Origin of the sequence: Streptomyces sp. S.PNR 29, assembly GCF_030386795.1 — a bacterium.
Classification (GTDB): Bacteria; Actinomycetota; Actinomycetes; order Streptomycetales; family Streptomycetaceae; genus Streptomyces.
The window spans coordinates 67,062-91,161 of record NZ_JANUQM010000012.1; the positions used below are offsets into that span (position 1 = coordinate 67,062).

Consider the following 24,100-nt stretch of genomic DNA (forward strand, 5'->3'; position numbering starts at 1 on the left):
AATGGTGAATGGCAATTCACCTTAGCCGGTGAATTGCCATTCACCCAAGGCCGGGTTCCGTCATGTGAGGCGCACGGGCAGGCGCAGGCCGCCGAGGCCCGCCCGCGCGATCGCGTCAGCTTCGCGGCGTGAGGCACGCCACTGGCGGCACACCGGCCCGCGAAAACAGCCCCCGAACTGGCCCTCCAGGGGGAGGAATTCCCCCTTCCGGGGCCCTGCGACCCCTGGGCGCGACAAGATCATCTTCGTTCAATCTTGCACGGCATGTGGGCAATTGTCCTGATCACAGCCAACCAACTGTGAGGGATTTCTCCCGGTCTCGGCCGGGCCGATAGGCATGCGGCGTCGTCCCACCGAACGAACCCAGGAGGTCCGTATGCCGGAACTCAGCCGCCGTCGCGCACTCACCGCCGCAGCCGCCCTCGCCGCGGCCGCCGGAGCCCAGACGGTCACCATCCCGTCCGCGTCCGCCGCGGAGCACCACCACTCCCCCGAGGCCTTCGACGAGGTCTACAAGGGCCGCCGCATACAGGGCCGGCCGGTCGAAGGAGCCGGTCACCACCACGGCTCCGGCTACGCCGTGTTCATCGACGGGGTGGAGCTGCACGTGATGCGGAACGCCGACGGCGGCTGGATCAGCGTCGTCAGCCACTACGACCCGGTGACCACGCCGCGCGCGGCCGCCCGCGCCGCGGTCGACGAGTTGCAGGGCGCGCCACTGCTCCCCTTCCCCGCCAACTGACGCCTTCTCGCACGCATCCTGTTCTCGTACGCACCCTGGGAGCCACCCGCACATGACCGTCCGCAAGAACCAGGCGAACCTCACCACCGACGAGAAACGACGCTTCGTCGCCGCGGTTCTGGAACTCAAGCGCAGCGGCCGTTACGACGCCTTCGTCACGACACACAACGCCTTCATCGTCGCCGACACCGACGACGGCGAGCGGACGGGCCACCGGTCACCGTCCTTCCTGCCCTGGCACCGCAGATTCCTCCTGGAGTTCGAGCGGGCGCTGCAGTCGGTGGACGCCTCGGTGGCGCTGCCGTACTGGGACTGGAGCACGGACCGCTCGGCGCGGGCATCGCTGTGGGCGCCGGACTTCCTGGGCGGCAGCGGGCGCAGCCTGGACGGGCGGGTGATGGACGGGCCGTTCGCCGCGTCCACGGGAAACTGGCCGATCACCGTGCGCGTGGACGGGCGTACGTTCCTGCGCCGTTCGCTCGGCGCGGGCGGGCGGCAACTGCCGACCCGGGCCGAGGTCGAGTCGGTGCTGTCGATATCCACGTACGACATGGCGCCCTGGAACAGCGCCTCGGACGGTTTCCGCAACCATCTGGAGGGCTGGCGGGGCGTGAACCTGCACAACCGGGTCCACGTCTGGGTCGGGGGGCAGATGGCGACCGGCGTCTCGCCCAACGACCCCGTGTTCTGGTTGCACCACGCCTACATCGACAAGCTGTGGGCCGAGTGGCAGCGCCGCCACCCCGGATCCGGCTATGCGCCCACCGCCGGGACGCCGGACGTGGTCGACCTGCGGGAGCCGATGAAGCCGTGGAACGACGTGACGCCGGCCGACCTGCTCGACCACACCGCCCACTACACCTTCGACACCCACTGAGCCCCCTCGACGCCGGCCGACCGCCCGAATCGACGGTTCGCTCCGCAGGTCAGGGGTACCCACGCGGGGCAGAACGGAAGATGTCGAAGGCACTGAAGGAGGAGTCGCGTCGTGTCGAAGGTCGAGGAATCCATCGAGGTCGGCGTCCCCGTGCACACCGCGTACAACCAGTGGACGCAGTTCGAGTCGTTCCCGGAGTTCATGAGCGGCGTGGAGCGCATCGAGCAGCGCACCGACACGCTCACGCACTGGGTGACGAATGTGAACGGCGTTCACAAGGAGTTCGACGCGGAGATCACGGAACAGATCCCGGACGAGCGGGTCGCCTGGACCACGATCGCCGGTGAGGCCAGGCAGGCCGGTGTCGTCACCTTCCACCGCCTCGACGACGACCACACCAAGGTGATGCTGCAGATGGACTTCAGTCCCGAGGGCATCACCGAGACCGTCGGCGACAAGCTCGGATTCGTGAAGCGGCAGACCAAGGGCGACCTGGAGCGCTTCAAGTCGTTCATCGAGGAGCGCGGCCGGGAGACCGGCGGCTGGCGCGGCACGGTCGTGTGAGCCGCCCGGGGGCTACCCGGCCGCCGCCGTGCGGCACTCCGGGTGGCCCCAGCCCTGGTCGTTCTTGGCGATGGGTTCCCCGGCCGCGTAACCGCGTCCACAGACGCAGCGGCCGGGGAACTTCGCCTTGATGGTGCGGGACGAGCTTCCGCCGCGCGACCGGGACGCGGCGGGCCGGCGGCGCGGGGCCTTGGCCGGCGGGGCGTCCGGCGCGGACGGCGGCTCGGGCGAGCCGAGGGCGCTGCCCGCGGGCTCCTGGACGGTGGCCGCCTGGCTGGCGGCGCGGTCGGCGAAGTCGTTGAGCCGGTCTCCGTCGACCTGGTGGGCGGGGACGTAGCGGAACTCGACCGTGCGACCGTCGAGCAGCTCGTCGATGCGTACCACCAGGTCCCGGTTGGCGACCGGCTTACCGGCGGCCGTCTTCCAGCCGTTGCGCTTCCAGCCGGGCAGCCAGGTGGTGACGGCCTTCATGGCGTACTGCGAGTCCATCCGGATCTCCAGCGGCACGTCCGGGTCGGTCGCCGCCAACAGGCGTTCCAGCGCGGTGAGTTCCGCGACGTTGTTGGTGGCCTTCCCCAGCGGCCCCGCCTCCCAGCGGGCCGGGATCTCCGTCTCGTCGGCGACGACCCAGGCCCAGCCCGCCGGCCCGGGGTTTCCCTTCGAAGCCCCGTCGCACGCGGCCACAACACGTTCACGCATGGACACGATCATGCCATGGGCGGGCCGGGTGGTCGGCACGGGTCATGCGTCCCGGGTCGTTCAGGAGACGTCGGTCATGGCCGGCATCTCGCCCTCGGTCCGGGTGACGTCGATCACCGAGAAGTTCGCGCCCTGCGGGTCGCTCAGCGCCGCGAACCGGCCGAACGGGGTGTCCATCGGCCCGAACCGCAGGACGCCGCCGAGCTTGGTGGCCGTGGCCACGGCGTCGTCGCAGTTCTCCACGGAGAAGTAGACGTTGATGTAGGGCGGCACCTCGGGCGGGAAGTCCTCCGTCATCTTCATCCGGCCGAGGGCGGGGCGCTCACCGAGGTTGTAGACCCGGAAGTCCATCGCGTCGTCCTGCATCTGCTGCGCCTTGTAGCCGAAGACGGCGGGGAAGAACGCGTCGGACTTCTCCGGCTCGCGGGTGAAGACCTCGGCCCAGCAGAAGGAGCCCGGTTCACCCATCTCCACCTCGAACCCCTCGTGGCTGCCGGCCTGCCACACTCCGAAGGCGACGCCGCCGGGATCGCGGGCCAGGCACATCGTGCCGAAGTCGCCGACCTGCATCGGCTCCATCAGCACCTCGCCGCCTTTGTCGCGGATCTTGGACGCCGTGGCGGCGGCGTCGTCCGACGCGAAGTAGAGGCACCACTGGGGCTGCTCCTCCTGACCCGGCATGGGCGGGACGACGGCGGCGGCCGCCTTGCCGTTCACATAGGCCTGGGTGTAGTTGCCGTACTCCGACTGCGACTCGCCGAAGGTCCAGCCGAGGACGTCGCCGTAGAAGGTCTTGGCTCCCTCCAGGTCACCGAACATCGCGTCGGCCCAGCAAGGGGCTCCCACAGGTTGTACGGCCATGGCCGCCTCCCCAATCGGTGGATGGTCCGTTCCTCACGCTAGCCACCGCTGGGCCGACCCGCGCGCCGAGCGGCCCGGACCGCAGCAGACTGGAGGGCGTACGGCGAGGCCTGCGGCGGGACGGGGAGCGGGATGGCGGACGGGACGATGCACGCGTGGTCCGTGGTCGAGCCGGGGCCGGTCGGTGAGGGCCCCCTCCGGTTCGTCGAGAAGCCGGTGCCGGTGCCGGGCGCCGACGAGCTGCTGGTGCGTGTGCGGGCCTGCGGAGTGTGCCGCACCGACCTGCACGTCACCGAGGGTGACCTGCCGGTGCACCGGCCGGGGGTGACGCCCGGCCACGAGGTGATCGGCATGGTGGCGGGTTTCGGAGCGGCGGTGGAAGGCTTCGCCGTCGGCGACCGCGTCGGGGTGGCGTGGCTGCGCCGCACCGACGGGACCTGCGTCCACTGCGCGCGGGGCGCGGAGAACCTGTGCCCGTCCTCGCGGTACACGGGCTGGGACGCCGACGGCGGATACGCCGAGTACACGACGGTCCCGGCCGCCTTCGCCTACCGGCTGCCCGGCGGCCTCGACGACGTGGCGGCGGCGCCGCTGATGTGCGCGGGCATCATCGGATACCGCGCTCTGCGGCGGACGGCACTGGCGCCGGGCGGACGGCTCGGTCTGTACGGGTTCGGGGGCAGCGCCCACCTGTGTGCGCAGGTGGCGATCGCCGAGGGCGCCACCGTGCACGTCCTGACCCGGGGCGCTGCCGCGCGGCGGCTGGCGCTGGAGCTGGGGGCCGACTCCGCGCAGGACGTGTACGCGGTGCCGCCGGAACCGCTGGACGCCGCGATCCTGTTCGCGCCGGCCGGTGAGCTGGTTCCGGTCGCGCTGCGCGCCCTCGACCGGGGCGGTGTGCTGGCGATCGCCGGGATCCACCTCAGTGACATTCCGCCGCTGCGCTACGAGAGCGAGCTGTTCTACGAGAAGGAGCTGCGCAGCGTCACCTCCAACACGCGCGAGGACGGCCGCGAGTTCCTGACCCTCGCCGCCCGGCATGGCGTGCGCGCCACCACGCACACCTATCCGCTGACGCGGGCGGACGAGGCACTGCACGACCTCAAGGCCGGACGCTTCGACGGGGCCGCGGTGCTGGTGAACGACATCGAGGTCTGACCCGCCGTCACTCCGTGGGCCACGGCACGCTCCCTGGCCGACGGGTGTCTTCCCCCTCGGGCCCGGCTGTGCTTGCCTGGGGAGCCGTTTCGGTGGCCGGGGCGGGAGTTGCCGTATGCGCAAGCCGTGGATCGTGGGGGTACTGGTCGCCGGGGCGCTGCTCGGCGCATGCGGCGATCCGTCGTCCGGGCCCGAGGGGCCGCCCCGGGAGCCCACCGCGCCGAGCGCGTCGGCCACCACCCACCAGCGGGCCGCCGCCTCCCCGAGCGCCCCGGCGAAGCCCCCGGCCGTGCTGTACCTCGGCGACTCGCTCGCCATGGAGAACCAGAAGGTCCTCGGGCAGGAACTCCGCAAGGACCTCAAGGCGGAGTACACCAGCGCCCCCTACTCGGGCACCACCCTGTGCGACTACCTGGAGGGCACGGCCGAGCGGTCCCTCGTACCGGCCGGGGACAAGGCGGCCGCCCTGGTGCGGGCGCTGCGCCCGGACGTCGTGGTGCTGCAGTTCTGGGGCAACGCCTGGGGATACACGCCGTGCATGGACGGGATCACGTACGACGCCTCCCGGAAGAAGTACTTCGAACGGTACGAGGCCGACGCGCGGAAGCTCACCGAGCAGATCACGACGGCCGGCGGATCCCACCGCCCGCGCATCGTCTGGGTGCTGCAGGGCCCGGACCCCATCACCCCCGACCGGGTCCGCGAAGTGAACGCGCTGTACGAGCGGCAGGCCGCCGCATCGGGCGACCGCGTCGCCGACGCCGGGAGGGCGGTGAGCCCGGCCTCGGCCCGCTACACATGGACACAGCACCTGCCGTGCACCGCCTACGAGCGCGCCCACCCCGACTACTGCACCCAGCCGGGCCGGGACCGGACCGCGCTCCATCGCGACGACGACTACCTGCACTTCTGCCTCGCGCCCACGACATCGACGCCGAAGCCCTGCCCGGTCCGCTCCCCCGGGATCCTGCGCATCGCCCGCGAAATCACGAAAAGCGTTCGACAGGCCGTGAGTTGAGCGCTGAGATGGGCCGCATGTGTGCCATGAAGATGCGCGAGAACGAGGTGGACATCGACGACCACCTCGTCCGGCGGCTGATCGCCGGGCAGTTCCCTCAGTGGGCCGGTCTGCCCGTGCAGCGCCTGGAGTCCTCCGGGACCGAGAACGCCATGTTCCGGCTGGGTACGGACCTGGTGGTACGGCTCCCCCGGCACCCCGGTGCGGTCGACAGCGTGGAGCACGAGCAGCGATGGCTGCCCCGGCTCGGACCGCACCTGCCCTTCGCCACGCCCGAGCCGCTGGCCGAGGGCGGTCCCGGCGAGGGTTTCGCGTGGCCCTGGTCGGTGTACGGCTGGCTGGACGGCCGGAATCCGGTCGTCGGCTCCCTCGATCAGGCCGAGCTGCTCGCGAAGGACCTGGCGGCGTTCATCCGCGCCCTGCGCCGGATCGACCCCGTGGGCGGGCCGACGGGCTACCGGGGCGTCCCGCTGGCGACGCGGGACACGCTGACGCGTGAGGCCATCGCCCAGCTGGAGGGAAGGGGGGTCGACACGGCGGCGGCGACAGCGCTGTGGGAGGAGGCGCTGCGCGTCCCTCAGTACTCCGGGCCGCCGGTCTGGGCCCATGGCGACCTGATGCCCGGGAACCTGCTGGTCCGCGAGGGGCGGCTCTGCGCCGTGATCGATTTCGGCGCCGCCGGCGTGGGCGACCCGGCCGCCGATCTGATCGTGGCCTGGAACCTGCTCCCCGCGGCGGTGCGCGGCGCCTTCCGCGAGGCCGTGGGCGCCGACGACGCCGAGTGGGCGCGCGGGCGGGGCTGGGCACTGTCGATCGCGCTCATCGCGCTGCCCTACTACTGGGTGACCAATCCGCCGGTGGCGGAGAACTCCCGGTATGTGATCAGGGAGATCCTGGCAGAGAAGGAGTAGCGGCGGACGGGCCGCCGCTCTCCCGGGTGCGTCACTCGCCCGCGTACGCCTTCTCCAGGGGGGCGATGTCGAGCTTGCCCATCGCGAGCATGGCTTTGGTCGCGCGGGCCGCCTTCTCCTGGTCGGGGTCGCTGATCATGTCGATCAGAACGCTCGGGACGACCTGCCAGGACACGCCGTACTTGTCCTTGAGCCAGCCGCAAGGGCCCGGCTCCCCGCCGCCGTCGGTGAGCCTGGTCCAGTAGTAGTCGATCTCCTCCTGGTTCTCACAGAGGATCTGGAAGGAGATCGCCTCGGTGAACTTGAACTCCGGGCCGCCGTTGAGCGCGACGAACTTCTGCCCGTTGGCCGTGAACTCCACGGTCAGCACGGACCCGGCCGGTCCCGGGCCGGCCTCGCCGTAGCGGACGACCCGCCCGAGGCTGGAGTCCTTGAAGACCGAGACGTAATGGTGCGCGGCTTCCTCGGCCTGGCCGTCGAACCAGAGACACGTGGTGAAACCGTCGGTGGTCATGAGTACCTCCTGGGGCGTGGAACGCGGTCATCAGTGTCGACCGGTCCACGCCGCGGAACTCATCGGTCGGGCGAGCTGTTCCTACGAGTCACCCGGACGGCCGCGCCCACCTAGGCCCTGTCGTTTGGATCATCCCGGCGTCGCAGGGCCTGGCCCCGCCGGGCCGGCCGACCGCTCTGCCCGCAGCAGATCGGCTGCGGGCAGAGAAATCCCCGGCGGGGGCCGTCCCCGGCCGAGAGTGGGGAGCGCGGTGCACATCAGCCGCGTACCACCAGCCTCGACGACTCGACAAGGAGCGCCGATGTCTCCACTCACCACCGGCCCGGTGCCGGCCCTGCTGCCCCGGGCCGAGGAGGGCGACACCCCTCCGACCCGGTTCGACGACCACCTGGCCGCCCAACTGCTCGCGCAGCGCATCGTCCTGCTGGGCACCCAGGTCGACGAGGTCTCCGCGAACCGGGTCTGCGCCCAGCTGCTGATCCTGTCCGCGGAGGACCCGCGCACCGACATCAGCCTGTACATCAACAGCCCCGGCGGCTCCGTGCACGCGGGACTGGCCATCTACGACACGATGCGGCTGATCCCCAACGACGTCTCCACGCTCGCCATGGGCTTCGCGGCCAGCATGGGCCAGTTCCTGCTCAGCGTCGGCACGCACGGCAAGCGCTACGCCCTGCCGAACGCGCGGATCATGATGCACCAGCCCTCCGCGGGCATCGGCGGAACCACCGCCGACATCGAGATCCAGGCGGAAAACCTGGAGTTCACCAAGAGGACCATCGAGCGCATCACCGCCGAGCACACCGGGCAGACCCCCGAGACCATCTCCCGGGACGGCGACCGCGACCGCTGGTTCACGGCCGAGGAGGCCAGGGAGTACGGCATGGTGGACCGGGTCGTGGAGTCCCTCGCGGACGTCCGCCCGGCCGCGTCGAAGCGACGGATGGGGCTCTAGGCATGGGGACGTACACGATTCCGAACGTCGTCGAGCGCACCCCGCAGGGCGAGCGGTCCTACGACGTGTACAGCCGGCTGCTGGCCGAGCGGATCATCTTCCTCGGCACCGAGATCGACGACGGCGTCGCCAACGTCGTCATCGCGCAACTCCTCCATCTGGAGTCGGCGGCTCCGGAGAGCGAGATCGCGATCTACATCAACTCCCCCGGCGGCTCGTTCACTTCGCTGATGGCGATCTACGACACGATGACGTTCGTGCAGGCACCCATCTCGACGTTCTGCGTCGGGCAGGCGGCCTCCACGGCGGCCGTGCTGCTGGCGGGCGGGGACCCCGGGCGGCGGTTCGTGCTGGAGCACGCGCGGGTGCTGCTGGGGCAGCCCGCCACCGGGGGCAGCCGCGGCATGGTCTCCGATCTGGCGCTCCAGGCCAAGGAGATGGTGCGGATCCGCTCCCAGGTCGAGGAGGTGCTGTCGCGGCACACGCACCACGACGTGGCGACGCTGCGCGCGGACATGGACCGCGACAAGGTGTTCACCGCGCAGGAGGCGGTGGCGTACGGGCTGGCCGACGAGGTGCTGGGCCGCCGCCTCGTCGGCCTCTGACGGCCGGTCAGGCGGCCAGGCACATTCCGTCGTACCGGGGAGTGGATGTGCTGCGGCCGTGGTTCGGGTGCCGTGTGGTGAGCCGGGTGAGGCGGCCGTGGGCCCGCGCCAGCAGGTCCTGCAGGCTCAGGCCGAGGGCCTGGGCGGCGGCCGCGAGAACCTCCGACGAGGCCTCCTTGCGGCCGCGTTCCACCTCCGACAGGTACGGCATGGAGATGCGGGCGGCCTCGGCGACGTCCTTCAAGGTGCGTTCCTGCGCGAGGCGTTCGCGGCGCAGGACGTCGCCGACCAGGTCCCGCCACAGCGGTTCCCTGGGGGCGGGGCGGGCCCCCGGGCCGGGCTGCGGGCGCGTGGCCGGCGGACGCAGGGGGATGACGCGGGCTTCGTTCGGCGCTTGGTTGCTCACCACTTCAGCCTAGGAGCCGTGCCCCGGAAGGGAACGGAGAAAGAAGGGATCAGCGTTCTGCCCTGAGTGGAATCACCGTGCAGAGTTGCGTCACCAGGTGTCAACCGCCGGTGCATACAGATATCCTGTGGGGGCAAAACCGAACATATCACCAGAAGCTCCACCGATTTCGGCCGTGCGGTCGGACGGTGAGCATGGTCGGCCACGACCTGGGTACCCGCAACCGCGAGAGAGCTCAGGGAGACGTCAGCACCGTGACTTTCGTGGGAGAGGTAATGGACACCGCCGTGATCCGGTCGGAGGCACAGGTCGTCGAGCAGACCGCCGGGACCAGGGCGGGTGACGAACCACTGCCGGGAGTCGTGGACCCGAGGAGTGTGGCGCCGCGGGACGCACGGGAGCTGTCCCGACAGTTCTTCCAGCGCCTGACGGAACTGGAAGAAGGCACGCACGAGTACCAGTACGCGCGCAACACGCTCATCGAGATGAACATGTCGCTCGTGCGGTTCGCGGCCGGCCGTTTCCGCGGCCGTGGCGACGACATGGAGGACATCGTCCAAACGGGCATGATCGGCCTGATCAAGGCGATCGACCGGTTCGAGCTGGCGCGAGAGGTCGAGTTCACCTCCTTCGCGCTGCCGTACATCGTCGGTGAGATCAAGCGCTTCTTCCGTGACACCACCTGGGCCGTGCACGTGCCGCGGCGGCTGCAGGAGCTGCGCGTGGAGCTGGCCAAGGCCCGCGAGGAGCTCGCCAGCCGCCTCGACCGCGAGCCGACGGTCGCCGAGCTGGCCACGCTGATGAACATCAGCGAGAAAGAGGTGATCGAGGCGCAGATCGCCTCCAACGGGTACAACTCCGCGTCGCTGGACGCCGCGCTCACCGGTGACGGGCCCGAGAACGGCGAGGCGGTCCTCGCCGACTTCATCGGCGTCGAGGAGGACGGGCTGCGGCTCGTGGAGGACTTCCACTCGCTCGCCCCGCTCATGGCCGAACTCAGCGAACGCGATCGGCGGATCATCCATATGCGGTTCGTCGAGGAGGCCACGCAGGCGGAGATCGGGGAACAGCTCGGCTGCTCGCAGATGCACGTCTCCCGGCTGATCAAGCGGATCATCACGCGGCTGCGTGAGGGCATGCTGGGCGAGCTCGGCTGCGCCTGAGCAGGAACCGGCCGGGCCCGGCCCACCGGCACATGGGTGCCGCCCCACATCAGATGTGGGGCGGCATTTGTGTCCTGGCGAACGAGGAGTCGGCCGCGCGGCTCACCCGCCGTTCAGTTCCACCACTGCGCGCACGCGCTTTCCGACCGGCACCAGCTCGACGCTGACCTCCTGGGCCAGGGCGTGGACGATCTCCAGGCCGTGCCTGCCGATGCGTTCGGGGTCGCGGGGGAAGGTCCGGGGCAGTGCGGCGCTGCTGTCGTAGACGGACACCGCCACCGAGGCGTCCGTACCCTCCAGCTCCAGGATGTACGGCCCGTTGCTGTGCCGGTCGGCGTTCGTGACCAGTTCGCTGACCACGAGCTGGACCGCGCCGTCGGCCCGGTCGCCGATCGTGGCGCACCACTCGGTCCTGAGCTGGTCCAGGAAGTGCGCGGCGAAGGACCGTGCCTCGGCTATGCATCCTGCCTCGCCGGTGTAGTGCGCCGCCCGCCGTAGCGGTTCCACGGGCACGTCGAAACCAGTCGGTATCACTGCCCCGTCCAGGTGCTCGATCATGCGTTTCTCTCTAGGACGCCGGACTGGCCGGACGCTGCTGCACCAGTGCTCGTACCCCGAGCCGGGCCGCGCAGTCCCGTGACCCGTGCCGCGGGCATCGTCACAGCCGGGCGGGGCACCCGGAAGACACCGGGAGCCGTCTGGGGCAGCCCGGGCCGCGACGCCGGAGGTGGACGGTGGCCTGGTGGGTGTGGTTGGTCGTGGTGATCGCGGCGGTGGCCGCTGTGGCGCTGCTCGCGCTGGGCGTACAGGCCCGCAGGCGTTCGGGAACGGTGATCGCGGTACGTCGCGGGCGCCGGGTCGGCGGAAGGGGCATGCGATGAACGAGCTGATGGCCGCGCGGAGCCTCACGACCCTGCCGGTGGTCACGCTGGGCGGGGACGCGGTCGCCCAGGTCAAGGACACCGTCTTCGACGACTCCGCCGGACGTGTCACCGGCTTCACCCTCAGCGGACGGGGCCTGCTGGCGGGTCCGCTGAAGCAGAGCCTGCCCTGGTCCGGGGTGCACTCGCTGGGCCATGACGCGGTCATGGTCCGCGACCGGTCGGCCCTGGTCGAGACGGCGGTGGTGGTGGCACGCCGGGAGGCCCGGCAGGGGCGGGTGCTGGGGGCCGAGGTGCTGACGGACGAGGGCGCCGAGGTCGGCACGGTGCTCGACGTGGTCGTGGAGGGCGGCACCAGCGGCCGTGTCGTCGGCTTCCGGATCGCCGCGAGCAAGGCGCTCGTGGAGGGCTCGAGACGTCACCGGCGCAGGGTGTACGTGCCGCGTGGGGAGACCTTCGCCGTCTCCGGCCGGGCACTGGTCATCCCGGCGGACGCCACCCGGTACGTCGCCGAGGACCTGCCGACTTTCATCGCCCGTGTGGGTGCCTTCCACGACTCCCGCAAGGACTCGCTGCAGTGATGCTGTTCTCTCAGGTCAAGGGCCTGCCGGTGGTGACGCTGACCGAGGCGGCCGAGCTCGGTGTGGTGACGTCCCTGGCCGTCGACGCGGCCTCGGGGACGGTCACCCATGTCCGCGTTCACGGCAAACGGCCCCGCAGGGACACGGTGCTGGCCTGGGACGCCCTGCACGCGGTGGGCGCCGACGCCGTCCTCGTCCGCTCGACGGCCGACGCGGTCGAACCGCCGCCCGGCCACGAGGTGCTGGGCCGCAGGGTTCTGGCCGAGACGGGCGACGAGCGCGGCACGGTCCAGGACGTGGCGTTCGATCCGGCCACCGGCCGCGTCCTGACCGTCCTCACGGCGCTCGACGAACTGCCGGCGGATCGCCTGCTGGGTCTCGGCGACCACGCCCTGGTCGTCCGGGCCGACTGAGTCAGGTGGCCGGGGAGGACCCGGTGAACGGGTCGGGGGCCCCTCCTGACCCCCGTCCGAAGGAGTACCTCGCGAGCGCGCGGCCGGCCCGGAACCGCAGCGGCCGTGGTGTGCCCCGGTCCCGTGGCGTGGGCGAGCCGATCGCGCGCGGGCGCGGACGGCCCTCCCGGCAGGCGCACCGTCCTGGTGCTGCTTAGCGTGGCAGCGTGAGTTCGCAAACACCCTCCGACCGGGCAGTCACCCGCCACTCCGCCCAGGCGGTCGCCCGCCACGGGTGGGTGCAGGCTCTCCTCACGGTGCTCGCCGGGCTGGTCACCATGGGGGTCGTGGCGTCACTCGGACTGTGGGCGGCAGGCGCCACGGACCTCCCCGACAACGCGTTTCCCCGGGTCGTCGCGGCGACCGTCGTCACCGCCGTCGGGGGCTCGATCGAGCTCTCCGGCAATGCCGGAGCCCTGGCCGAGACCGATGTCGGGCTGACCGTGATCCCCCTGTCGGTCACGCTCGCCGGGGCACTGGTGACCGCCTGGGGCTTCCTGCGGCCGCTGCGCCACCGGGCGGAGGCCGGCACCGCGGAGCTGGCCGGCTGGGCCGCGAGGATCGCGGTCCTGTGGCTGCTCGGCCTGCTCGGGGTGGCGCTCGCCGCCCGGCAGACCTTCGCCATCTCCGTCGGCGGCGAACTGGAGGACCTGGGCGACCTGTTCGGCATCTCCCCCGAGGTGGGCTTCACCACCGACGTGCCGCTGACGCTGGTCTTCGGCCTGCTGTGGCTGGCGGGCGTACTGGTCCTGGCCCTGCTGGTGTCACGCGGTGCCCCGCTGCCCGGGCGGCTGGTGCCGTTGCAGACGTCGGTGCGGCCGGCGGCGTACGCGATGGTCGCGCTGCTGCTGGCGTACGTGGTCCTGGGCCTCGTCGTCGCGCTGGTCGTCGCGGCGACGCGGGACTACGCGGCGGAGACGTTCGCCCTGATTCTGCTCGGCCTGCCGAACCTGGTGTGGCTGGCGCTCACGATCGGTCTCGGCGCCACCTGGAACGGCAGGGTGCAGGGGCCGTTCGCGCTGCCCATGCCGCACGTGCTCGACGAGGTGCTGCGCGGGCCGGAGGTCTCCGAGCTGAATCTGGGCACGCTCGCCGAGTACGACGGCCGGGTGTGGTGGCTGGTGGTCGTCGACGCGGTGCTGTTGCTGGCCGCCGCCTTCGTGATGGCGGCGCGGTCCCCCGCCGGGATGCGGGCGTGGCAGCACGCGGTGCACATGGCGGTCGCGCTCACCCTCACGGTGCTCATGATCTGCCTCGTCGGCCGGATCTCCGCGCACTACGGCCTGTCGGTGCTGGGTATCGGCGACCTGGGCTTCCTGTCCGGGGACCTGTTTCTCAGACCGCAGTGGTGGACCGCTCTCGGACTGGCCCTGTTGTGGGGTCTGGTCATCGGCTTTCTCGGGGCGCTGCTGGCGCGGACGGTGAGCCGTAAGGGCCGGGCCGGAAAGGAATGGCAGCGATGACGTCGGGCAGGGGAGTGTACGCCGAGTCGAGGGAAGGGCAGAACATGGCGTTGGCTCTCGAAGACCGCCTGGCCATCACCGAGTTGATCGCCCTGCACGGGCACCTGGTCGACGAGGGGGAGCTGGACCGCTGCCAGGAGGTGTTCACTCCGGACGTGGTCTACGACCTGTCAGACGTCGCTCAGGGGCCGGTCACCGGGCTGGCCGCCCTGAAGCAGGCGGCCTTGGCGCTGGGCGCCGCCAATCCGGTCGCGCACCACGTCACCAACGTGGTGATCGAGGAGGTGGCCGACGGCCGGGTCCTCGCCCGGTCCAAGGGGCTGGGGGTGATGGCGGACGGCTCGTGCGGGTCCGTGACGTACGAGGACACCGTGGTCCGCGTCGAGGCGGGCTGGCGGATCTGCCACCGGAAGGTCTCGGCACGGCGCGCGCCGCTGGGCGGCCTGGGCCAGGAGCGGCGCGGGAACGGCGGGTCCTAGCTCCCTCCGGGAGGCGGGCGAGTCCGGGCGGCGGCCTCCCGCGCGGGCATCGCGTGCTGCGGGACGACGTGGGTGGATCCGCGCACATGGGCGCCTGGTGTGACGGGCGGGGTTCAGGCGACGGGCATGACCAGCGCCGGGAGGATGCGCTGCATGCGTACGGCGTCGACCGACTCGGCGAGCAGTTCGTACTCGGTGGTGTCGTCGCTGGTGGCGATGCGTACCAGCCGTCCGGCGGCCAACTCCTCGGCGACCAGCTCCTGCTGGGCGACGTCGCCGCACCAGGCGCGCAGTACGGTGGGCACGTCGGGCACGGTGTCGGTGACCGGGACCAGCGCGCCGGACGGTAAGTGCTCGGCGTCGGGCTGCGGGTCGAGGCGCTCGGCGATCCAGGACGCGCGGTCCCGTAACCACCACAGGGCCAACGCGAGGGTGGGAGCCCGGTAGGTTCCCAGGGGTACGCCGATGCGGCGGCCGCCGCAGACGCCGTACGCGGTGACATGGCACAGGAACTCGTCGTGCACGATTCACTCCCCCGTTGCATGGCTCGCCTGCCGGCCGGCCTCGCTCTCCGTGCGGCTCGTGTGCTGCGGCTCCGTGCTGAGCGTGAGGACGCTGTCGCGCGACGTGAAGCGCTCTCCAGTCGAGTATGTTCACCAATGAAACACTGTCACCACGGCTTTCCGGCCAGTCTCCTGGCATATTCACGGCCCTTGTTGGCCGAAAAGCAGTGGTACCTGCCGGGACCGCCTCCGTTCCTGATCGCCGTGCGACGTCCCACGGCTTCGCCGGGCGGGCGGCCTACGACTTGATCACCGCGTCGATCCGGTCCAGCTCGTCGGCGTCGAAGTCGAGGTTGCGGATCGCCCCGACGCTGTCCTCCATCTGCTGCGCGCTGCTGGCACCGACGAGGGCGGAGGTCACGCGGCCGCCGCGCAGCACCCAGGACAGCGCCATCTGGGCCAGGGTCTGGCCGCGCGACGTGGCGATGTCGTTCAGGGCGCGCAGCTTGCCCACCAGATCCTCCGTGACCGCGTCGGAGTTCAGGAAGGGGCTGTCGCTCGCGGCCCGCGAGCCCTCGGGGATGCCGTCGAGGTAGCGGGCGGTGAGCAGCCCCTGCTCCAGCGGGGAGAACACGATGGAACCGACCTGGAGCTCGTCCAGCGCGTCCAGCAGGCCCTCGTCCTCCGGGCGGCGGTCGAGCATGGAGTAGCGCGGCTGGTGGATGAGGAGCGGGGTGCCGAGGTCGGCGAGGATGCGGGCGGCCTCGCGGGTCTGCTCGGCGGAGTAGTTGGAGACGCCGACGTACAGCGCCTTGCCCTGCTGGACCGCCGAGTGCAGGGCGCCCATCGTCTCCTCCAGAGGAGTGTCCGGGTCGGGGCGGTGCGAGTAGAAGATGTCGACGTAGTCCAGGCCCATCCGCTTCAGGCTCTGGTCGAGCGAGGACAGCAGGTACTTGCGGGAGCCCCACTCGCCGTACGGGCCGGGCCACATCAGGTAGCCGGCCTTGGTGGAGATGATCAGCTCGTCGCGGTACGCCGCGAAGTCCGCCCTCAGCGCCTCACCGAAGGCCGACTCGGCGGCGCCCGGCGGCGGGCCGTAGTTGTTGGCCAGGTCGAAGTGGGTGACGCCGAGGTCGAAGGCGCGGCGCAGAATGGCGCGCTGGGTCTCGACGGGGCGGTCCGGGCCGAAGTTGTGCCACAGGCCGAGCGAGAGCGCGGGGAGCTTCAGGCCGCTGCGTCCGGTGCGCCGGTAGGGCATGTCCGCGTAGCGATCGGGGTGTGCGGTGTACAACGCGACTCCAGAGGGGTTGGCACGAGGGCACCGTGTCCGGGACAAGTCCGGATCACCGGGGCCGGGAAACCGGGGTCCACTCTTTCGCGACCTGCGGCCAGTGGTCCAACAGAAGAATCCGATGGGATTCAGCGGATACGCTTCTCAGTCATGGAACTGCGCCATCTCCAGCACTTCGTCGCTGTCGCCGAGGACCAGCACTTCACCCGGGCGGCCGAACGGCTGCTGGTGTCGCAGTCGGGTCTGTCGGCCTCGATCCGCGCGCTGGAGCGCGAGCTGCAGACGCCGCTGTTCGTGCGGACCACCCGCCGGGTGACGCTCACCCCGGCCGGACGGGCGCTGCTGGGTGAGGCGGAGCGGATCCTGGCGCAGGTGCGGGCGGCCCACGAGGCGGTGGCCGCGGTGCAGGGCGTGCTGCGCGGCATGCTCGCGCTCGGCACCGAGCAGTGCATCGCCGGGGTGCATGTGGCGGGGCTGCTGGCGGCGTTCCGGCGGCAGCACCCGGACGTGGAGATCTGCCTGAGGCAGGCGGGCTCGGGCGCGCTGGCGGAGGAGGTCGCGGCCGGGCGGCTGGACCTGGCGTTCGCGGTGCGCACACAGGAGGACACCGACCAGCTGAGGTCCGTACCGCTGACCAGTGAGCCGATGACGGTGCTGTGCCACTCCAGCCACCCGCTCGCGGCCGTCGGCGCCGCCGTCACGCCGGAGGATCTGGGCGGTGAGGTGTTCGTCGACTTCCACCCGGACTGGGGGCCGCGCCGCACCACCGACGCCGTGTTCGCCGCGGCGGGCGTGCGGCGCAGCGTCGCGCTGGAGGTGAACGACGTGCACAGTCTGCTCGATCTGGTGGACGAGAACCTGGGCATCGCCGTCGTCCCCCGGCACTTCGCGCACAAGCGCGCATCACTGACCGCCCTGCCGGTGAAGGGCACCGGCGAGACGGTGTACGAGACGGTCGCCATGCTGCCGCCCCCGCAGGCCACGAGCCCGGCGGCGCGGGCGCTGATGGCGCTGATGGAACAGACAGGGGGTCCGGCGACAGCCCGGGAGGAGGCCCGGGCCTCCTGACCCGGCCGTCCTCCGCCGCACTCTCCTGACCGTCCCCGCGACCCAACCGCGGTCGGGAGAAGGGACCATGACGATGGCGGACCCCACACGACGGAACGTGCTGCGCGGCGCGGCCGATGCGCCGTCGCCCACGTGCGCAACCCTGGCCGCCCGGGCTGCCCCGGGAGCCGGGTTCCGGGCGCATGACGGGGTGCGATGCGCGATGGTGGACGTATGTACGCGAAGGACATCCTCATCGACGGCTACGGCCGCATCCAGGAAGAAGTCCATGCCACCGTCGAGGGCCTCGGCCCCGACCACCTCAACGCGCGTCCCTCCCATGACGCCAACTCCATCGCCTGGCTGGTCTGGCATCTCACCCGGGTCCAGGACGACCATGTCGCGGACGCCTTCGAGCTCGACCAGGTCTGGCTGTCACAGGACTGGGATAAACGCTTCGGGCTCGGCCTGCCGCGCCACGACACCGGGTACGGCCACAGCTCGACGAAGGTCGGCAAGGTGCGGGTGGATTCCGCCGACCTGCTGACCGGCTACTACGACGCCGTCCACGAGCAGACCCTGGGGGCTCTGCGGCAGCTGACCGCCAAGGACCTGGAGCGCGTCGTGGACGACAACTGGGATCCGCCCGTCACCTTGGGCGTACGGCTGGTCAGCGTCCTGTCCGACGATCTGCAGCACATCGGACAGGCCGCCTATGTGCGGGGGCTCGTTCAGAGCACCCACTCGTAGCCCGGCAGGACCACGTCCCGGATCAGGGCGTTGCGCTCGTCGAACGGGATGAAGGCGCTCTTCAGGGCGTTCACCGTCACCGTGCGCAGGTCCTCGGCCGTCCACCCGGCCTCTTCGACCAGCAGGGACATCTCGCGGGTCATCGTCGTGCCCGACACCAGCCGGTTGTCGGTGTTGAGGGTGACGCGGAAGCCGAGGTCCTTCAGGGCCGTGATGGGGTGCTCGGCGATCGAGGTCGCGGCGCCGGTCTGGAGGTTGGAGGTCGGGCACATCTCCAGGGCGATACGGCGATCGCGCACCCAGCCGGCGAGGCGGCCGAGCTTTCCGTCCACTATGTCGTCGGTGATGCGCACCCCGTGGCCGATCCGCTGGGCGCCGCACACCTGGAGGGCCTGGTGGATGCTGGGCAGGCCGTGGGCCTCGCCGGCGTGGATGGTGAAGGGCACGTTCTCGCGGCGCAGGTGTTCGAAGGCGGCGAGGTGGTCGGCGGGCGGGAAGCCGTCCTCGGCGCCGGCGATGTCGAAGCCGAGGACACCGGCGTCGCGGTAGGCGACCGCCAGGTCGGCGACCTCCCGGCTGCGGTCGAACATCCGCATCCCGCACAGCAGGGTGCCGACCCGGACCGGGGTGCCCGCGGCCGCAGCCTTCGCCATGCCCGCCGCCAATCCCTCCTGGACGGCCTCGACGACCTCCGGCAGGGCCAGCCCGCCCTTGGTCATCAGCTCCGGGGCGTAGCGGACCTCGCCGTAGACGACACCGTCACAGGCGAGGTCGAGGACGTACTCCTCGGCGGTGCGCAGCAGGCCCTCACGGGTCTGCATCACGGCGAGGGTGTGCTCGAAGGTGGCTATGTAACGGACCAGGTCACCGGAGTCGGCGGCCTCGACGTACCAGGCGGCCAGCTCGTCCGGGTCGGTGGTGGGCAGGGGGTGGCCGACCGCGTCCGCGAGCTCCACCACGGTGGCGGGGCGCAGGCCGCCGTCGAGGTGGTCGTGCAGCACGGCCTTGGGCAGCCGGCGGAGGGTGTCGGTGTCGATGCGGGGCGCGGTCATGTGCGTGTTCCTCAGCAGGTGGATCAGTGGGTGGCGGGCTGGAGCAGGTCCCAGCGGTTGCCGTACAGGTCCTGGAAGACGGCGACGATTCCGTACGGCTCGTGGCGCGGCTCCTCCAGGAAGGTCACGCCCGCGGCGATCATCCGGGCGTGGTCGCGGGCGAAGTCGTCGGTGTGCAGGAAGAAGCCGACGCGCCCACCGGTCTGGTCCCCGACCCGGGCACGCTCGGCCTCGTTCCTGGCGCGGGCCAGCAGCAGCGCGGTGCCCTGTCCCGGCGCACCGGCCTCCACGACGACCCAGCGGGAGCCGTCGGGCCGGGGCGTGTCCTCGGCGAGCCGGAATCCGAGGGCCTCGGTGTAGTGGCGGATCGCCTCGTCGTAGTCGGCGACGACGAGGGTGACCAGGGCGATACGGGGCATCGGGGCCTTTCGGGGCAGGTGATTGACCGGAGAGGTTATACGTAAAACGCGGCACGCGCCAGTCGGCACCCGACCGGCCTCTCGATGGCTGTCGGACCGCCGTCCCGGGCCTCCCGCCCGAGGCGCCCGGACCCCGCCCCCGGTTGGCGTCCCGCCATGGAGATCACCGGTCCGCAGCGCAGTCGCGAGCAACGCAAGCAGGATGTCCCGGCCCGCCTCCAGCGGGAGGCCGGCATCTGGGTGGCCACGGCGGACGCCGGCGGGTTGCCGTGTCCGGTCCTCCTGTGGTTCGTCCGGGACGGCGAGTCCGTGTGGCTGTCGACGCGGCTCACCAGTCCCACCGGCCGCAATCTGCGCGACGGCGGCCGGGACCGGCTGGCGTCGGCGGCGGCCGACGCGTTCCTCGCGAAGCACGGCCGGGACCCTCGCGAGGACAGCCCGTCGTACGCCTCCTTCCAGGTGCGCCCGCGGGCTGTGCAGGCACGGTGCGAGCACCATGAGCTGCCGCAGCGGCATCACATGCGGGACGGGGTCTGGATCGACTAGCTCGTCGAGCCGCCCCGGGGACTCAGGGCGCCGAGTCGCGCCACTTCCTCGTCGGTGAGGTGCAGCGCGCCCGCGGCGACGTTCTCGGCGAGGTGGTCGGGGTTGCCGGTGCCCGGTATGGCGAGGACGTGCGCGCCCTGTCGCAGGGTCCAGGCGATCCGGACCTGTGCGGGGCTCGCACCGTGCGCGCGGGCGACAGCGAGCACTTCCTCGCCATGGGCCGTGGGCGCGCCCTGCGGACCTCTCTCGCCGGCGATGGCGAAGAACGGCACGAAGGCGATGCCCTGTTCGCCGCAGATCCGCAGCAGTTCGTCGGTGGCGGGGTCGCGGAAGCCGATCCCGTACTGGTTCTGCACGCACACCACGGGCGCGATGGCCTGCGCCTCAGCGAGGTGGCGGGGCTCGACGTTCGAGATGCCGAGGTGACGGATCAGTCCTGCCTGACGCAGTTCGGCGAGGGCGCCGAAGTGTTCCGCGATCGAGTCCTGTCGCATCCGGCGGAGGTTGACGACGTCCAGGTGGTCGCGGCCGAGCTGGCGGAGGTTCTCCTCGACATGGCCGCGCAGGTCCTCGGGCCGGGCCGAGGTGCCCCACTCCCCCGACCACGTGCGGTAGGGGCCGACCTTGGTGACGATGACCAGGTCGTCCGGGTACGGGGCCAGCGCGCTGTTGATGAGTTCGTTGGCGGAACGCAGCGACGAGAAGTAGAAGGCGGCCGTGTCGATGTGGTTCACACCGAGGTCGGTTGCTTTGCGCAGTACGGCGATCGACCGGTCTCGGTCGCTCGGCGTGCCGAGGTGGAAGGCGGCGCTGCCGGTGAGCCGCATCGCGCCGAGGCCGATGCGGCTCACGGGCAGGTCGCCGAGTTTCCAGGTGCCCGCGGAGTCCGCGGTGATCGTTTCCGAGCTCATCGGCGGAGTCTCGCACACGCGTCCGACGCCACAGGGTCGGCTTTACGCACACATGGCCGGGCCTACCCGCCCTGGGGGTGCCGGCCCGTGGTCGCAGAGCCGGCGCGGTCGCTTCGTGGGGTGGCGCGGTGTCCACCGCCGTGGTCGGCGAGGCGCCAGCCCGGTTCCACGCCACGGCAGCGAAGCTGGTGGAGCGCGGGAGCACCGGGCCGGCGGCCTGACGCACCGGCGCAACAGGGTGACTACCGCTTGAGTGCGTCCCGGCGCCCGACGAGGAACGCGCGCTGCGCCGGGCTCTCGGCGAGCGCGATGGCCGCCTCGTACGCCCGTACCGCATCCGTGCCGCGGCCCAGGCGGCGCAGCAGATCGGCGCGGACGGCGTGGAAGACGTGGTACGTGCCGAGGTCCAGCGCGTCGACGAGGCCGAGGGCCTGGCTCGGGCCGTCCGTCTCGGCGACGGCGACCGCCCGGTTCAGGGCCACGACCGGGCTCGGGGCGAGGGCCATGAGCTGGTCGTACAGCCGCAGGATCTGCCCCCAGTCCGTGGCCTCGGTGCTCCGCGCGTCGCTGTGGACGGCCTGGATGGCGGCCTGGATCTGGTACGGCCCCGGCCGGTTCCGGCGCAGGCAGCGGCGGACCAGCTCCTGTCCCTCGGTGATCAGGTCGCGGTCCCAGCGCCCCCGGTCCTGCTCGGGCAGCGGCACGAGGGCTCCGCTGTCGTCCTGCCGAGCGGCCCGGCGCGCGTCGATGAGGAGCATCAGTGCGAGCAGGCCGGTGACCTCGGGTTCGTCCGGCATCAGCTCGGCCAGGAGACGGCCGAGGCGCACGGCCTCCGCGCACAGGTCGGCCTGGCCCTCGTACCCCTGGTTGAAGATCAGGTAGACGACGGCCAGGACCCCGTTCAGCCGGTCGGGAAGGTCGGCGTCGCGGGGCACCCGGTACGGGATCCGGGCGTCGCGGATCTTGGCCTTGGCCCGGACGAGCCTCTGGGCCATCGTCGGCTCGGGGACGAGGAAGGCGCGGGCGATCTGGGCCGTGGTCAGCCCGCCCAGCAGCCGGAGCGTCAGCGCGACCCGGGCCGGGAGGGCGAGGGCGGGATGACAGCAGGTGAAGATCAGGCGGAGCCGGTCGTCGCGCACGGGGCCCTCCTCGGGCGGGGCGTCGGGGGCGTGCAGCAGGGCGGCCTGCGCGTGGCGTTCGCCACGTCCGGCCTCCCGTCGCAGCCGGTCGATCGCCCGGTTCCGCGCGGTGGTGATGATCCACCCGGCCGGGCTCGGCGGGACACCGGTCTCCGGCCAGCGCCGCACGGCCGTGGTGAAGGCGTCCTGCACCGCTTCCTCGGCGAGGTCGATGTCGCCGAGGAAGCGGACGAGGACGGCGACCGCGCGGCCGTACTCCGCGCGGAAGACCGCCTCGACGTCCGTGGTCATCACGCCTCTGCTTCGTGCATGAACGGGCGCACTTCGATGGGCAGGGTGGTCGCCAGGGCCGCCTTGCGCCCCCAGTCGAGGGCCGCGTCCAGATCGGGCGCCTTGATGAGGCAGATGCCGCCCAGCATCTCCTTGCCCTCGGCGTAGGGGCCGTCGGTGACCAGGACGTCGCCGTCGCGGGGCCGCAGCACGGTGGAGGACTCGGGGCCGTGCAGTCCCCCGGCGAACACCCAGGCACCCGCCTCGCGCAGCTCACGGTGGAAGACGTCGAGATTCCTGCCGATCTCCGCGAGGATCTCCGGGGCGGGCGGTTCCCCGACGGGCTGCATCACACTGAGCAGGTAGTACTTCATGACGGCCTCCTCGGATTCCAGACGCCCCTGCCGGCGTCGTGGCGTTCTCTCACCTCCTACACGAACGGCACACCCCCGGATCGACACCTCGCCCCACCGCACCGCGAGAATTCCCTCATGACCACCACGACACCCCACTCCCTCGTCACCCACGCCCGCCGGCTCGCGGACGACCTGCTCGTCCCGCACGCCGAGCGCGTCGACCAGGAGGGCGTACCGGTGAGCCACATCGAGGCGATCAAGCGGTCGGGGCTGCTCGGGGTGGGCGCGCCGGAGGAGTACGGCGGGGCCGACGCGCCGGCTGCCGTGGCACGGGAGACGGCGGAGATCCTGGCCGGGGCGTGCTGCTCGACGTGGTTCGTGCAGACACAGCACCACACGCCGGTGAAGCTGCTGGCGCAGTCGGACGGGCCGGTGCGGGAACGGCTGCTGCGGCCGCTTGCCACGGGAGAGCTGCTGGCCGGGATCGCGTACGCCCATGTCCGCGCCTTCCCCCGGCGTCCCGTACGGGCCGCTCCCGAGCGGGGCGGCTGGCGCTTCGACGGCACCGTGCCCTGGTACACGGGCTGGGGCCTGAACGACGTGATGCTGCTGGCGGGTGTCACCGACGGCGGCGAGGTGGTGTTCGCGTTCGCCGAGGCTCGCGAGCAGCGGGGACTGCGCCCCTCGGAGCCGATCCGGCTCGCGGCGCTCACCGCCGCCCGCACGGTGTCCCTGGAGCTGGACGGCCTGTGGCTGCCGGAGGAGGCGGTGGTCCTGCGGGCGCCGTTCGAGCGGTGGAGCGCCGCCGACCGCACGAAGACGGTGAGCGCCTCTCCAGCGGTGTTCGGCATCGCCGAGGCGGCGCTGACCCTGCTGGACGAGGACGTCGCCGGACCACTGCGCACCCGCCTCGCCGAAGTCCGCAGCCGGGCCTACGCCCTGGCCGACCACCCGGTGCCGGACGCGCACCTAGAGGAACGACTGGCCCTCAGGACGCAGTCGTACGAGGTCATGCGGACGGCCACCACGGCGGCCGTGGTGGCCGGGGGCGGCCGGGCGATGACGCTCACGAACAAGGCCCAGCGACTCGCCCGAGAGAGCATGTTCCTCTTGGTCCAGGGCCAGACGGAGCTATCACGCAGGGCACACTTGAACGCCCTGACGGGCGACGCCCCGTAAGCCACGTCCTCGTGCTCGACGCCGTTTCCTCGACGGGAACGCCCACCCGGGACGGTTCACTCCTCGTCGCGGGCCGGTACCACCACCAGGAAGGCGTCCGTCTTCAGATCCATCACGACGGTCGCGGGCTTGCCCTCGGCACGGCAGCGCGCCGCGTACTCCTCCGCCGGCCACGATCCGCGCGGAGCTCCCGCAGGAAAGCGCTCCAACACCTTCGCGCCCATAGCGGCAGACACCTCCATTGTTCTTCTGTTCTTCGTCCGTCGTCGTACAGGTGTGGTCGTACACATCCACGTGCCCCCGATCCG

30 protein-coding genes are annotated in these 24,100 nt (G+C 71.5%); 17 read left to right on the forward strand and 13 right to left on the reverse strand.

The window, feature by feature from the left end:
* Positions 1-376 precede the first annotated feature (376 nt).
* The 3 genes from NW895_RS28965 to NW895_RS28975 all read left to right on the forward strand — a co-directional run bounded on the left by NW895_RS28965 (position 377) and on the right by NW895_RS28975 (position 2,183).
* The gene (locus NW895_RS28965; protein WP_289939235.1) at positions 377-742 is read left to right on the forward strand and encodes a tyrosinase cofactor; all 366 of its coding nucleotides are present in this window, start codon (positions 377-379) and stop codon (positions 740-742) included.
* A gap of 52 nt (positions 743-794) precedes the next feature.
* The gene (locus NW895_RS28970) at positions 795-1,619 is read left to right on the forward strand and encodes a tyrosinase family protein (protein WP_289939236.1); all 825 of its coding nucleotides are present in this window, start codon (positions 795-797) and stop codon (positions 1,617-1,619) included.
* A gap of 111 nt (positions 1,620-1,730) precedes the next feature.
* Complete coding sequence (locus NW895_RS28975; RefSeq protein WP_289939237.1) at positions 1,731-2,183, forward strand: SRPBCC family protein; 453 nt, start codon at positions 1,731-1,733, stop codon at positions 2,181-2,183.
* Between the two features lie 12 nt (positions 2,184-2,195).
* Here NW895_RS28975 and NW895_RS28980 read toward each other — a convergent pair whose 3' ends face one another.
* A complete protein-coding gene (locus NW895_RS28980) occupies positions 2,196-2,894 on the reverse strand; it encodes a ribonuclease H (RefSeq protein ID WP_289939542.1) in 699 nt (232 codons plus the stop codon).
* A gap of 48 nt (positions 2,895-2,942) precedes the next feature.
* Complete coding sequence (locus NW895_RS28985; protein WP_289939238.1) at positions 2,943-3,743, reverse strand: VOC family protein; 801 nt, start codon at positions 3,741-3,743, stop codon at positions 2,943-2,945.
* Between the two features lie 147 nt (positions 3,744-3,890).
* Between NW895_RS28985 and NW895_RS28990 the strand changes: the two genes are divergently transcribed.
* From NW895_RS28990 to NW895_RS29000, 3 genes are all read left to right on the forward strand, one after another.
* Positions 3,891-4,901 (forward strand): zinc-binding alcohol dehydrogenase family protein, encoded by a 1,011-nt coding sequence (locus NW895_RS28990; protein WP_289939543.1) that lies wholly within the window; start codon positions 3,891-3,893, stop codon positions 4,899-4,901.
* Positions 4,902-5,016: 115 nt separating this feature from the next.
* The gene (locus NW895_RS28995; protein ID WP_289939239.1) at positions 5,017-5,919 is read left to right on the forward strand and encodes an SGNH/GDSL hydrolase family protein; all 903 of its coding nucleotides are present in this window, start codon (positions 5,017-5,019) and stop codon (positions 5,917-5,919) included.
* Positions 5,920-5,936: 17 nt separating this feature from the next.
* Positions 5,937-6,830 (forward strand): aminoglycoside phosphotransferase family protein, encoded by an 894-nt coding sequence (locus NW895_RS29000; protein ID WP_289939240.1) that lies wholly within the window; start codon positions 5,937-5,939, stop codon positions 6,828-6,830.
* A 31-nt stretch (positions 6,831-6,861) separates the two neighbouring features.
* Here the strand turns inward: NW895_RS29000 and NW895_RS29005 are convergent, their stop codons facing one another.
* On the reverse strand, positions 6,862-7,344 hold the full coding sequence (locus NW895_RS29005) for a VOC family protein (RefSeq protein WP_289939242.1): 483 nt from the start codon (positions 7,342-7,344) through the stop codon (positions 6,862-6,864).
* Between the two features lie 301 nt (positions 7,345-7,645).
* Between NW895_RS29005 and NW895_RS29010 the strand changes: the two genes are divergently transcribed.
* Together NW895_RS29010 and NW895_RS29015 are read left to right on the forward strand one after the other, a co-directional pair.
* Positions 7,646-8,299: an ATP-dependent Clp protease proteolytic subunit gene (locus NW895_RS29010; RefSeq protein ID WP_289939244.1), complete on the forward strand. Its 654-nt coding sequence runs from the start codon at positions 7,646-7,648 to the stop codon at positions 8,297-8,299.
* A 2-nt stretch (positions 8,300-8,301) separates the two neighbouring features.
* Positions 8,302-8,904 (forward strand): ATP-dependent Clp protease proteolytic subunit, encoded by a 603-nt coding sequence (locus tag NW895_RS29015; protein ID WP_289939245.1) that lies wholly within the window; start codon positions 8,302-8,304, stop codon positions 8,902-8,904.
* A gap of 7 nt (positions 8,905-8,911) precedes the next feature.
* Here NW895_RS29015 and NW895_RS29020 read toward each other — a convergent pair whose 3' ends face one another.
* The gene (locus tag NW895_RS29020) at positions 8,912-9,310 is read right to left on the reverse strand and encodes a helix-turn-helix transcriptional regulator (RefSeq protein WP_289939246.1); all 399 of its coding nucleotides are present in this window, start codon (positions 9,308-9,310) and stop codon (positions 8,912-8,914) included.
* Between the two features lie 275 nt (positions 9,311-9,585).
* Here NW895_RS29020 and NW895_RS29025 point away from each other — a divergent pair, with 275 nt between their 5' ends.
* A complete protein-coding gene (locus NW895_RS29025; RefSeq protein WP_289939247.1) occupies positions 9,586-10,473 on the forward strand; it encodes an RNA polymerase sigma factor SigF in 888 nt (295 codons plus the stop codon).
* 102 nt (positions 10,474-10,575) lie between these two features.
* Here NW895_RS29025 and NW895_RS29030 read toward each other — a convergent pair whose 3' ends face one another.
* A complete protein-coding gene (locus tag NW895_RS29030; protein ID WP_289939248.1) occupies positions 10,576-11,031 on the reverse strand; it encodes an ATP-binding protein in 456 nt (151 codons plus the stop codon).
* 319 nt (positions 11,032-11,350) lie between these two features.
* Between NW895_RS29030 and NW895_RS29035 the strand changes: the two genes are divergently transcribed.
* The 4 genes from NW895_RS29035 (at position 11,351) to NW895_RS29050 (ending at position 14,329) form a co-directional block, all read left to right on the forward strand.
* Positions 11,351-11,935 (forward strand): PRC-barrel domain-containing protein, encoded by a 585-nt coding sequence (locus NW895_RS29035; RefSeq protein ID WP_289939249.1) that lies wholly within the window; start codon positions 11,351-11,353, stop codon positions 11,933-11,935.
* Entirely contained in the window at positions 11,932-12,348 is a 417-nt protein-coding gene (locus NW895_RS29040; protein WP_289939251.1) for a PRC-barrel domain-containing protein, read from the forward strand. Before NW895_RS29035 ends, NW895_RS29040 begins: the two co-directional genes overlap by 4 nt.
* A 206-nt stretch (positions 12,349-12,554) precedes the next feature.
* Positions 12,555-13,850 carry a streptophobe family protein gene (locus NW895_RS29045; RefSeq protein WP_289939252.1) on the forward strand — a complete coding sequence of 432 codons (1,296 nt, stop codon included), beginning with the start codon at positions 12,555-12,557 and terminating at the stop codon, positions 13,848-13,850.
* A 44-nt stretch (positions 13,851-13,894) separates the two neighbouring features.
* Positions 13,895-14,329 carry a nuclear transport factor 2 family protein gene (locus tag NW895_RS29050; RefSeq protein ID WP_289939544.1) on the forward strand — a complete coding sequence of 145 codons (435 nt, stop codon included), beginning with the start codon at positions 13,895-13,897 and terminating at the stop codon, positions 14,327-14,329.
* Between the two features lie 113 nt (positions 14,330-14,442).
* On the opposite strand, the gene NW895_RS29055 is transcribed toward NW895_RS29050, so the two are convergent.
* Together NW895_RS29055 and mgrA are read right to left on the reverse strand one after the other, a co-directional pair.
* Complete coding sequence (locus NW895_RS29055) at positions 14,443-14,853, reverse strand: hypothetical protein (RefSeq protein WP_289939253.1); 411 nt, start codon at positions 14,851-14,853, stop codon at positions 14,443-14,445.
* A gap of 277 nt (positions 14,854-15,130) precedes the next feature.
* On the reverse strand, positions 15,131-16,123 hold the full coding sequence (mgrA, locus tag NW895_RS29060; protein ID WP_289939254.1) for an L-glyceraldehyde 3-phosphate reductase: 993 nt from the start codon (positions 16,121-16,123) through the stop codon (positions 15,131-15,133).
* Positions 16,124-16,273: 150 nt separating this feature from the next.
* Here mgrA and NW895_RS29065 point away from each other — a divergent pair, with 150 nt between their 5' ends.
* Positions 16,274-17,191 (forward strand): LysR substrate-binding domain-containing protein, encoded by a 918-nt coding sequence (locus tag NW895_RS29065; RefSeq protein WP_289939256.1) that lies wholly within the window; start codon positions 16,274-16,276, stop codon positions 17,189-17,191.
* Positions 17,192-17,404: 213 nt separating this feature from the next.
* Positions 17,405-17,920, forward strand: a complete 516-nt coding sequence (locus NW895_RS29070; RefSeq protein WP_289939258.1) for a DinB family protein — start codon at positions 17,405-17,407, stop codon at positions 17,918-17,920.
* On the opposite strand, the gene NW895_RS29075 is transcribed toward NW895_RS29070, so the two are convergent.
* Positions 17,902-18,972: an adenosine deaminase gene (locus NW895_RS29075; RefSeq protein ID WP_289939260.1), complete on the reverse strand. Its 1,071-nt coding sequence runs from the start codon at positions 18,970-18,972 to the stop codon at positions 17,902-17,904. The two genes, NW895_RS29070 and NW895_RS29075, sit on opposite strands and share 19 nt — an antisense overlap.
* Before the next feature lie 23 nt (positions 18,973-18,995).
* Positions 18,996-19,391: a VOC family protein gene (locus NW895_RS29080; protein WP_289939261.1), complete on the reverse strand. Its 396-nt coding sequence runs from the start codon at positions 19,389-19,391 to the stop codon at positions 18,996-18,998.
* 156 nt (positions 19,392-19,547) lie between these two features.
* On the opposite strand from NW895_RS29080, the gene NW895_RS29085 reads away from it, so the two are divergent.
* The gene (locus NW895_RS29085) at positions 19,548-19,937 is read left to right on the forward strand and encodes a pyridoxamine 5'-phosphate oxidase family protein (RefSeq protein WP_289939263.1); all 390 of its coding nucleotides are present in this window, start codon (positions 19,548-19,550) and stop codon (positions 19,935-19,937) included.
* Here the strand turns inward: NW895_RS29085 and NW895_RS29090 are convergent.
* From NW895_RS29090 to NW895_RS29100, 3 genes are all read right to left on the reverse strand, one after another.
* Positions 19,934-20,848, reverse strand: coding sequence for an oxidoreductase (locus NW895_RS29090; protein WP_289939264.1), 915 nt, complete (start codon positions 20,846-20,848; stop codon positions 19,934-19,936). The genes NW895_RS29085 and NW895_RS29090 overlap by 4 nt on opposite strands.
* Positions 20,849-21,090: 242 nt before the next feature.
* Positions 21,091-22,278, reverse strand: coding sequence for an RNA polymerase sigma factor (locus NW895_RS29095; RefSeq protein WP_289939265.1), 1,188 nt, complete (start codon positions 22,276-22,278; stop codon positions 21,091-21,093).
* Complete coding sequence (locus NW895_RS29100; protein ID WP_289939267.1) at positions 22,278-22,631, reverse strand: YciI family protein; 354 nt, start codon at positions 22,629-22,631, stop codon at positions 22,278-22,280. Before NW895_RS29100 ends, NW895_RS29095 begins: the two co-directional genes overlap by 1 nt.
* Before the next feature lie 117 nt (positions 22,632-22,748).
* Between NW895_RS29100 and NW895_RS29105 the strand changes: the two genes are divergently transcribed.
* Positions 22,749-23,792 (forward strand): acyl-CoA dehydrogenase family protein, encoded by a 1,044-nt coding sequence (locus NW895_RS29105; protein WP_289939270.1) that lies wholly within the window; start codon positions 22,749-22,751, stop codon positions 23,790-23,792.
* 56 nt (positions 23,793-23,848) lie between these two features.
* Here NW895_RS29105 and NW895_RS29110 read toward each other — a convergent pair whose 3' ends face one another.
* On the reverse strand, positions 23,849-24,016 hold the full coding sequence (locus tag NW895_RS29110) for a hypothetical protein (RefSeq protein ID WP_289939271.1): 168 nt from the start codon (positions 24,014-24,016) through the stop codon (positions 23,849-23,851).
* Between the last annotated feature and the right edge of the window lie 84 nt (positions 24,017-24,100).

What these genes read in the sequence shown, in the direction of transcription:
- NW895_RS28965 (WP_289939235.1), top strand. Translation starts at nt 377, where the DNA reads ATGCCGGAACTCAGCCGCCGTCGCGCACTCACCGCCGCAGCCGCCCTC.
- NW895_RS28970 (WP_289939236.1), top strand. Translation starts at nt 795, where the DNA reads ATGACCGTCCGCAAGAACCAGGCGAACCTCACCACCGACGAGAAACGA.
- NW895_RS28980 (WP_289939542.1), bottom strand. Translation starts at nt 2,894, where the DNA reads ATGATCGTGTCCATGCGTGAACGTGTTGTGGCCGCGTGCGACGGGGCT.
- NW895_RS28985 (WP_289939238.1), bottom strand. Translation starts at nt 3,743, where the DNA reads ATGGCCGTACAACCTGTGGGAGCCCCTTGCTGGGCCGACGCGATGTTC.
- NW895_RS28990 (WP_289939543.1), top strand. Translation starts at nt 3,891, where the DNA reads ATGCACGCGTGGTCCGTGGTCGAGCCGGGGCCGGTCGGTGAGGGCCCC.
- NW895_RS28995 (WP_289939239.1), top strand. Translation starts at nt 5,017, where the DNA reads ATGCGCAAGCCGTGGATCGTGGGGGTACTGGTCGCCGGGGCGCTGCTC.
- NW895_RS29000 (WP_289939240.1), top strand. Translation starts at nt 5,937, where the DNA reads ATGTGTGCCATGAAGATGCGCGAGAACGAGGTGGACATCGACGACCAC.
- NW895_RS29005 (WP_289939242.1), bottom strand. Translation starts at nt 7,344, where the DNA reads ATGACCACCGACGGTTTCACCACGTGTCTCTGGTTCGACGGCCAGGCC.
- NW895_RS29010 (WP_289939244.1), top strand. Translation starts at nt 7,646, where the DNA reads ATGTCTCCACTCACCACCGGCCCGGTGCCGGCCCTGCTGCCCCGGGCC.
- NW895_RS29015 (WP_289939245.1), top strand. Translation starts at nt 8,302, where the DNA reads ATGGGGACGTACACGATTCCGAACGTCGTCGAGCGCACCCCGCAGGGC.
- NW895_RS29025 (WP_289939247.1), top strand. Translation starts at nt 9,586, where the DNA reads ATGGACACCGCCGTGATCCGGTCGGAGGCACAGGTCGTCGAGCAGACC.
- NW895_RS29030 (WP_289939248.1), bottom strand. Translation starts at nt 11,031, where the DNA reads ATGATCGAGCACCTGGACGGGGCAGTGATACCGACTGGTTTCGACGTG.
- NW895_RS29035 (WP_289939249.1), top strand. Translation starts at nt 11,351, where the DNA reads ATGAACGAGCTGATGGCCGCGCGGAGCCTCACGACCCTGCCGGTGGTC.
- NW895_RS29050 (WP_289939544.1), top strand. Translation starts at nt 13,895, where the DNA reads ATGGCGTTGGCTCTCGAAGACCGCCTGGCCATCACCGAGTTGATCGCC.
- NW895_RS29065 (WP_289939256.1), top strand. Translation starts at nt 16,274, where the DNA reads ATGGAACTGCGCCATCTCCAGCACTTCGTCGCTGTCGCCGAGGACCAG.
- NW895_RS29070 (WP_289939258.1), top strand. Translation starts at nt 17,405, where the DNA reads ATGTACGCGAAGGACATCCTCATCGACGGCTACGGCCGCATCCAGGAA.
- NW895_RS29075 (WP_289939260.1), bottom strand. Translation starts at nt 18,972, where the DNA reads ATGACCGCGCCCCGCATCGACACCGACACCCTCCGCCGGCTGCCCAAG.
- NW895_RS29080 (WP_289939261.1), bottom strand. Translation starts at nt 19,391, where the DNA reads ATGCCCCGTATCGCCCTGGTCACCCTCGTCGTCGCCGACTACGACGAG.
- NW895_RS29085 (WP_289939263.1), top strand. Translation starts at nt 19,548, where the DNA reads ATGGAGATCACCGGTCCGCAGCGCAGTCGCGAGCAACGCAAGCAGGAT.
- NW895_RS29090 (WP_289939264.1), bottom strand. Translation starts at nt 20,848, where the DNA reads ATGAGCTCGGAAACGATCACCGCGGACTCCGCGGGCACCTGGAAACTC.
- NW895_RS29095 (WP_289939265.1), bottom strand. Translation starts at nt 22,278, where the DNA reads ATGACCACGGACGTCGAGGCGGTCTTCCGCGCGGAGTACGGCCGCGCG.
- NW895_RS29100 (WP_289939267.1), bottom strand. Translation starts at nt 22,631, where the DNA reads ATGAAGTACTACCTGCTCAGTGTGATGCAGCCCGTCGGGGAACCGCCC.
- NW895_RS29105 (WP_289939270.1), top strand. Translation starts at nt 22,749, where the DNA reads ATGACCACCACGACACCCCACTCCCTCGTCACCCACGCCCGCCGGCTC.
- NW895_RS29110 (WP_289939271.1), bottom strand. Translation starts at nt 24,016, where the DNA reads ATGGGCGCGAAGGTGTTGGAGCGCTTTCCTGCGGGAGCTCCGCGCGGA.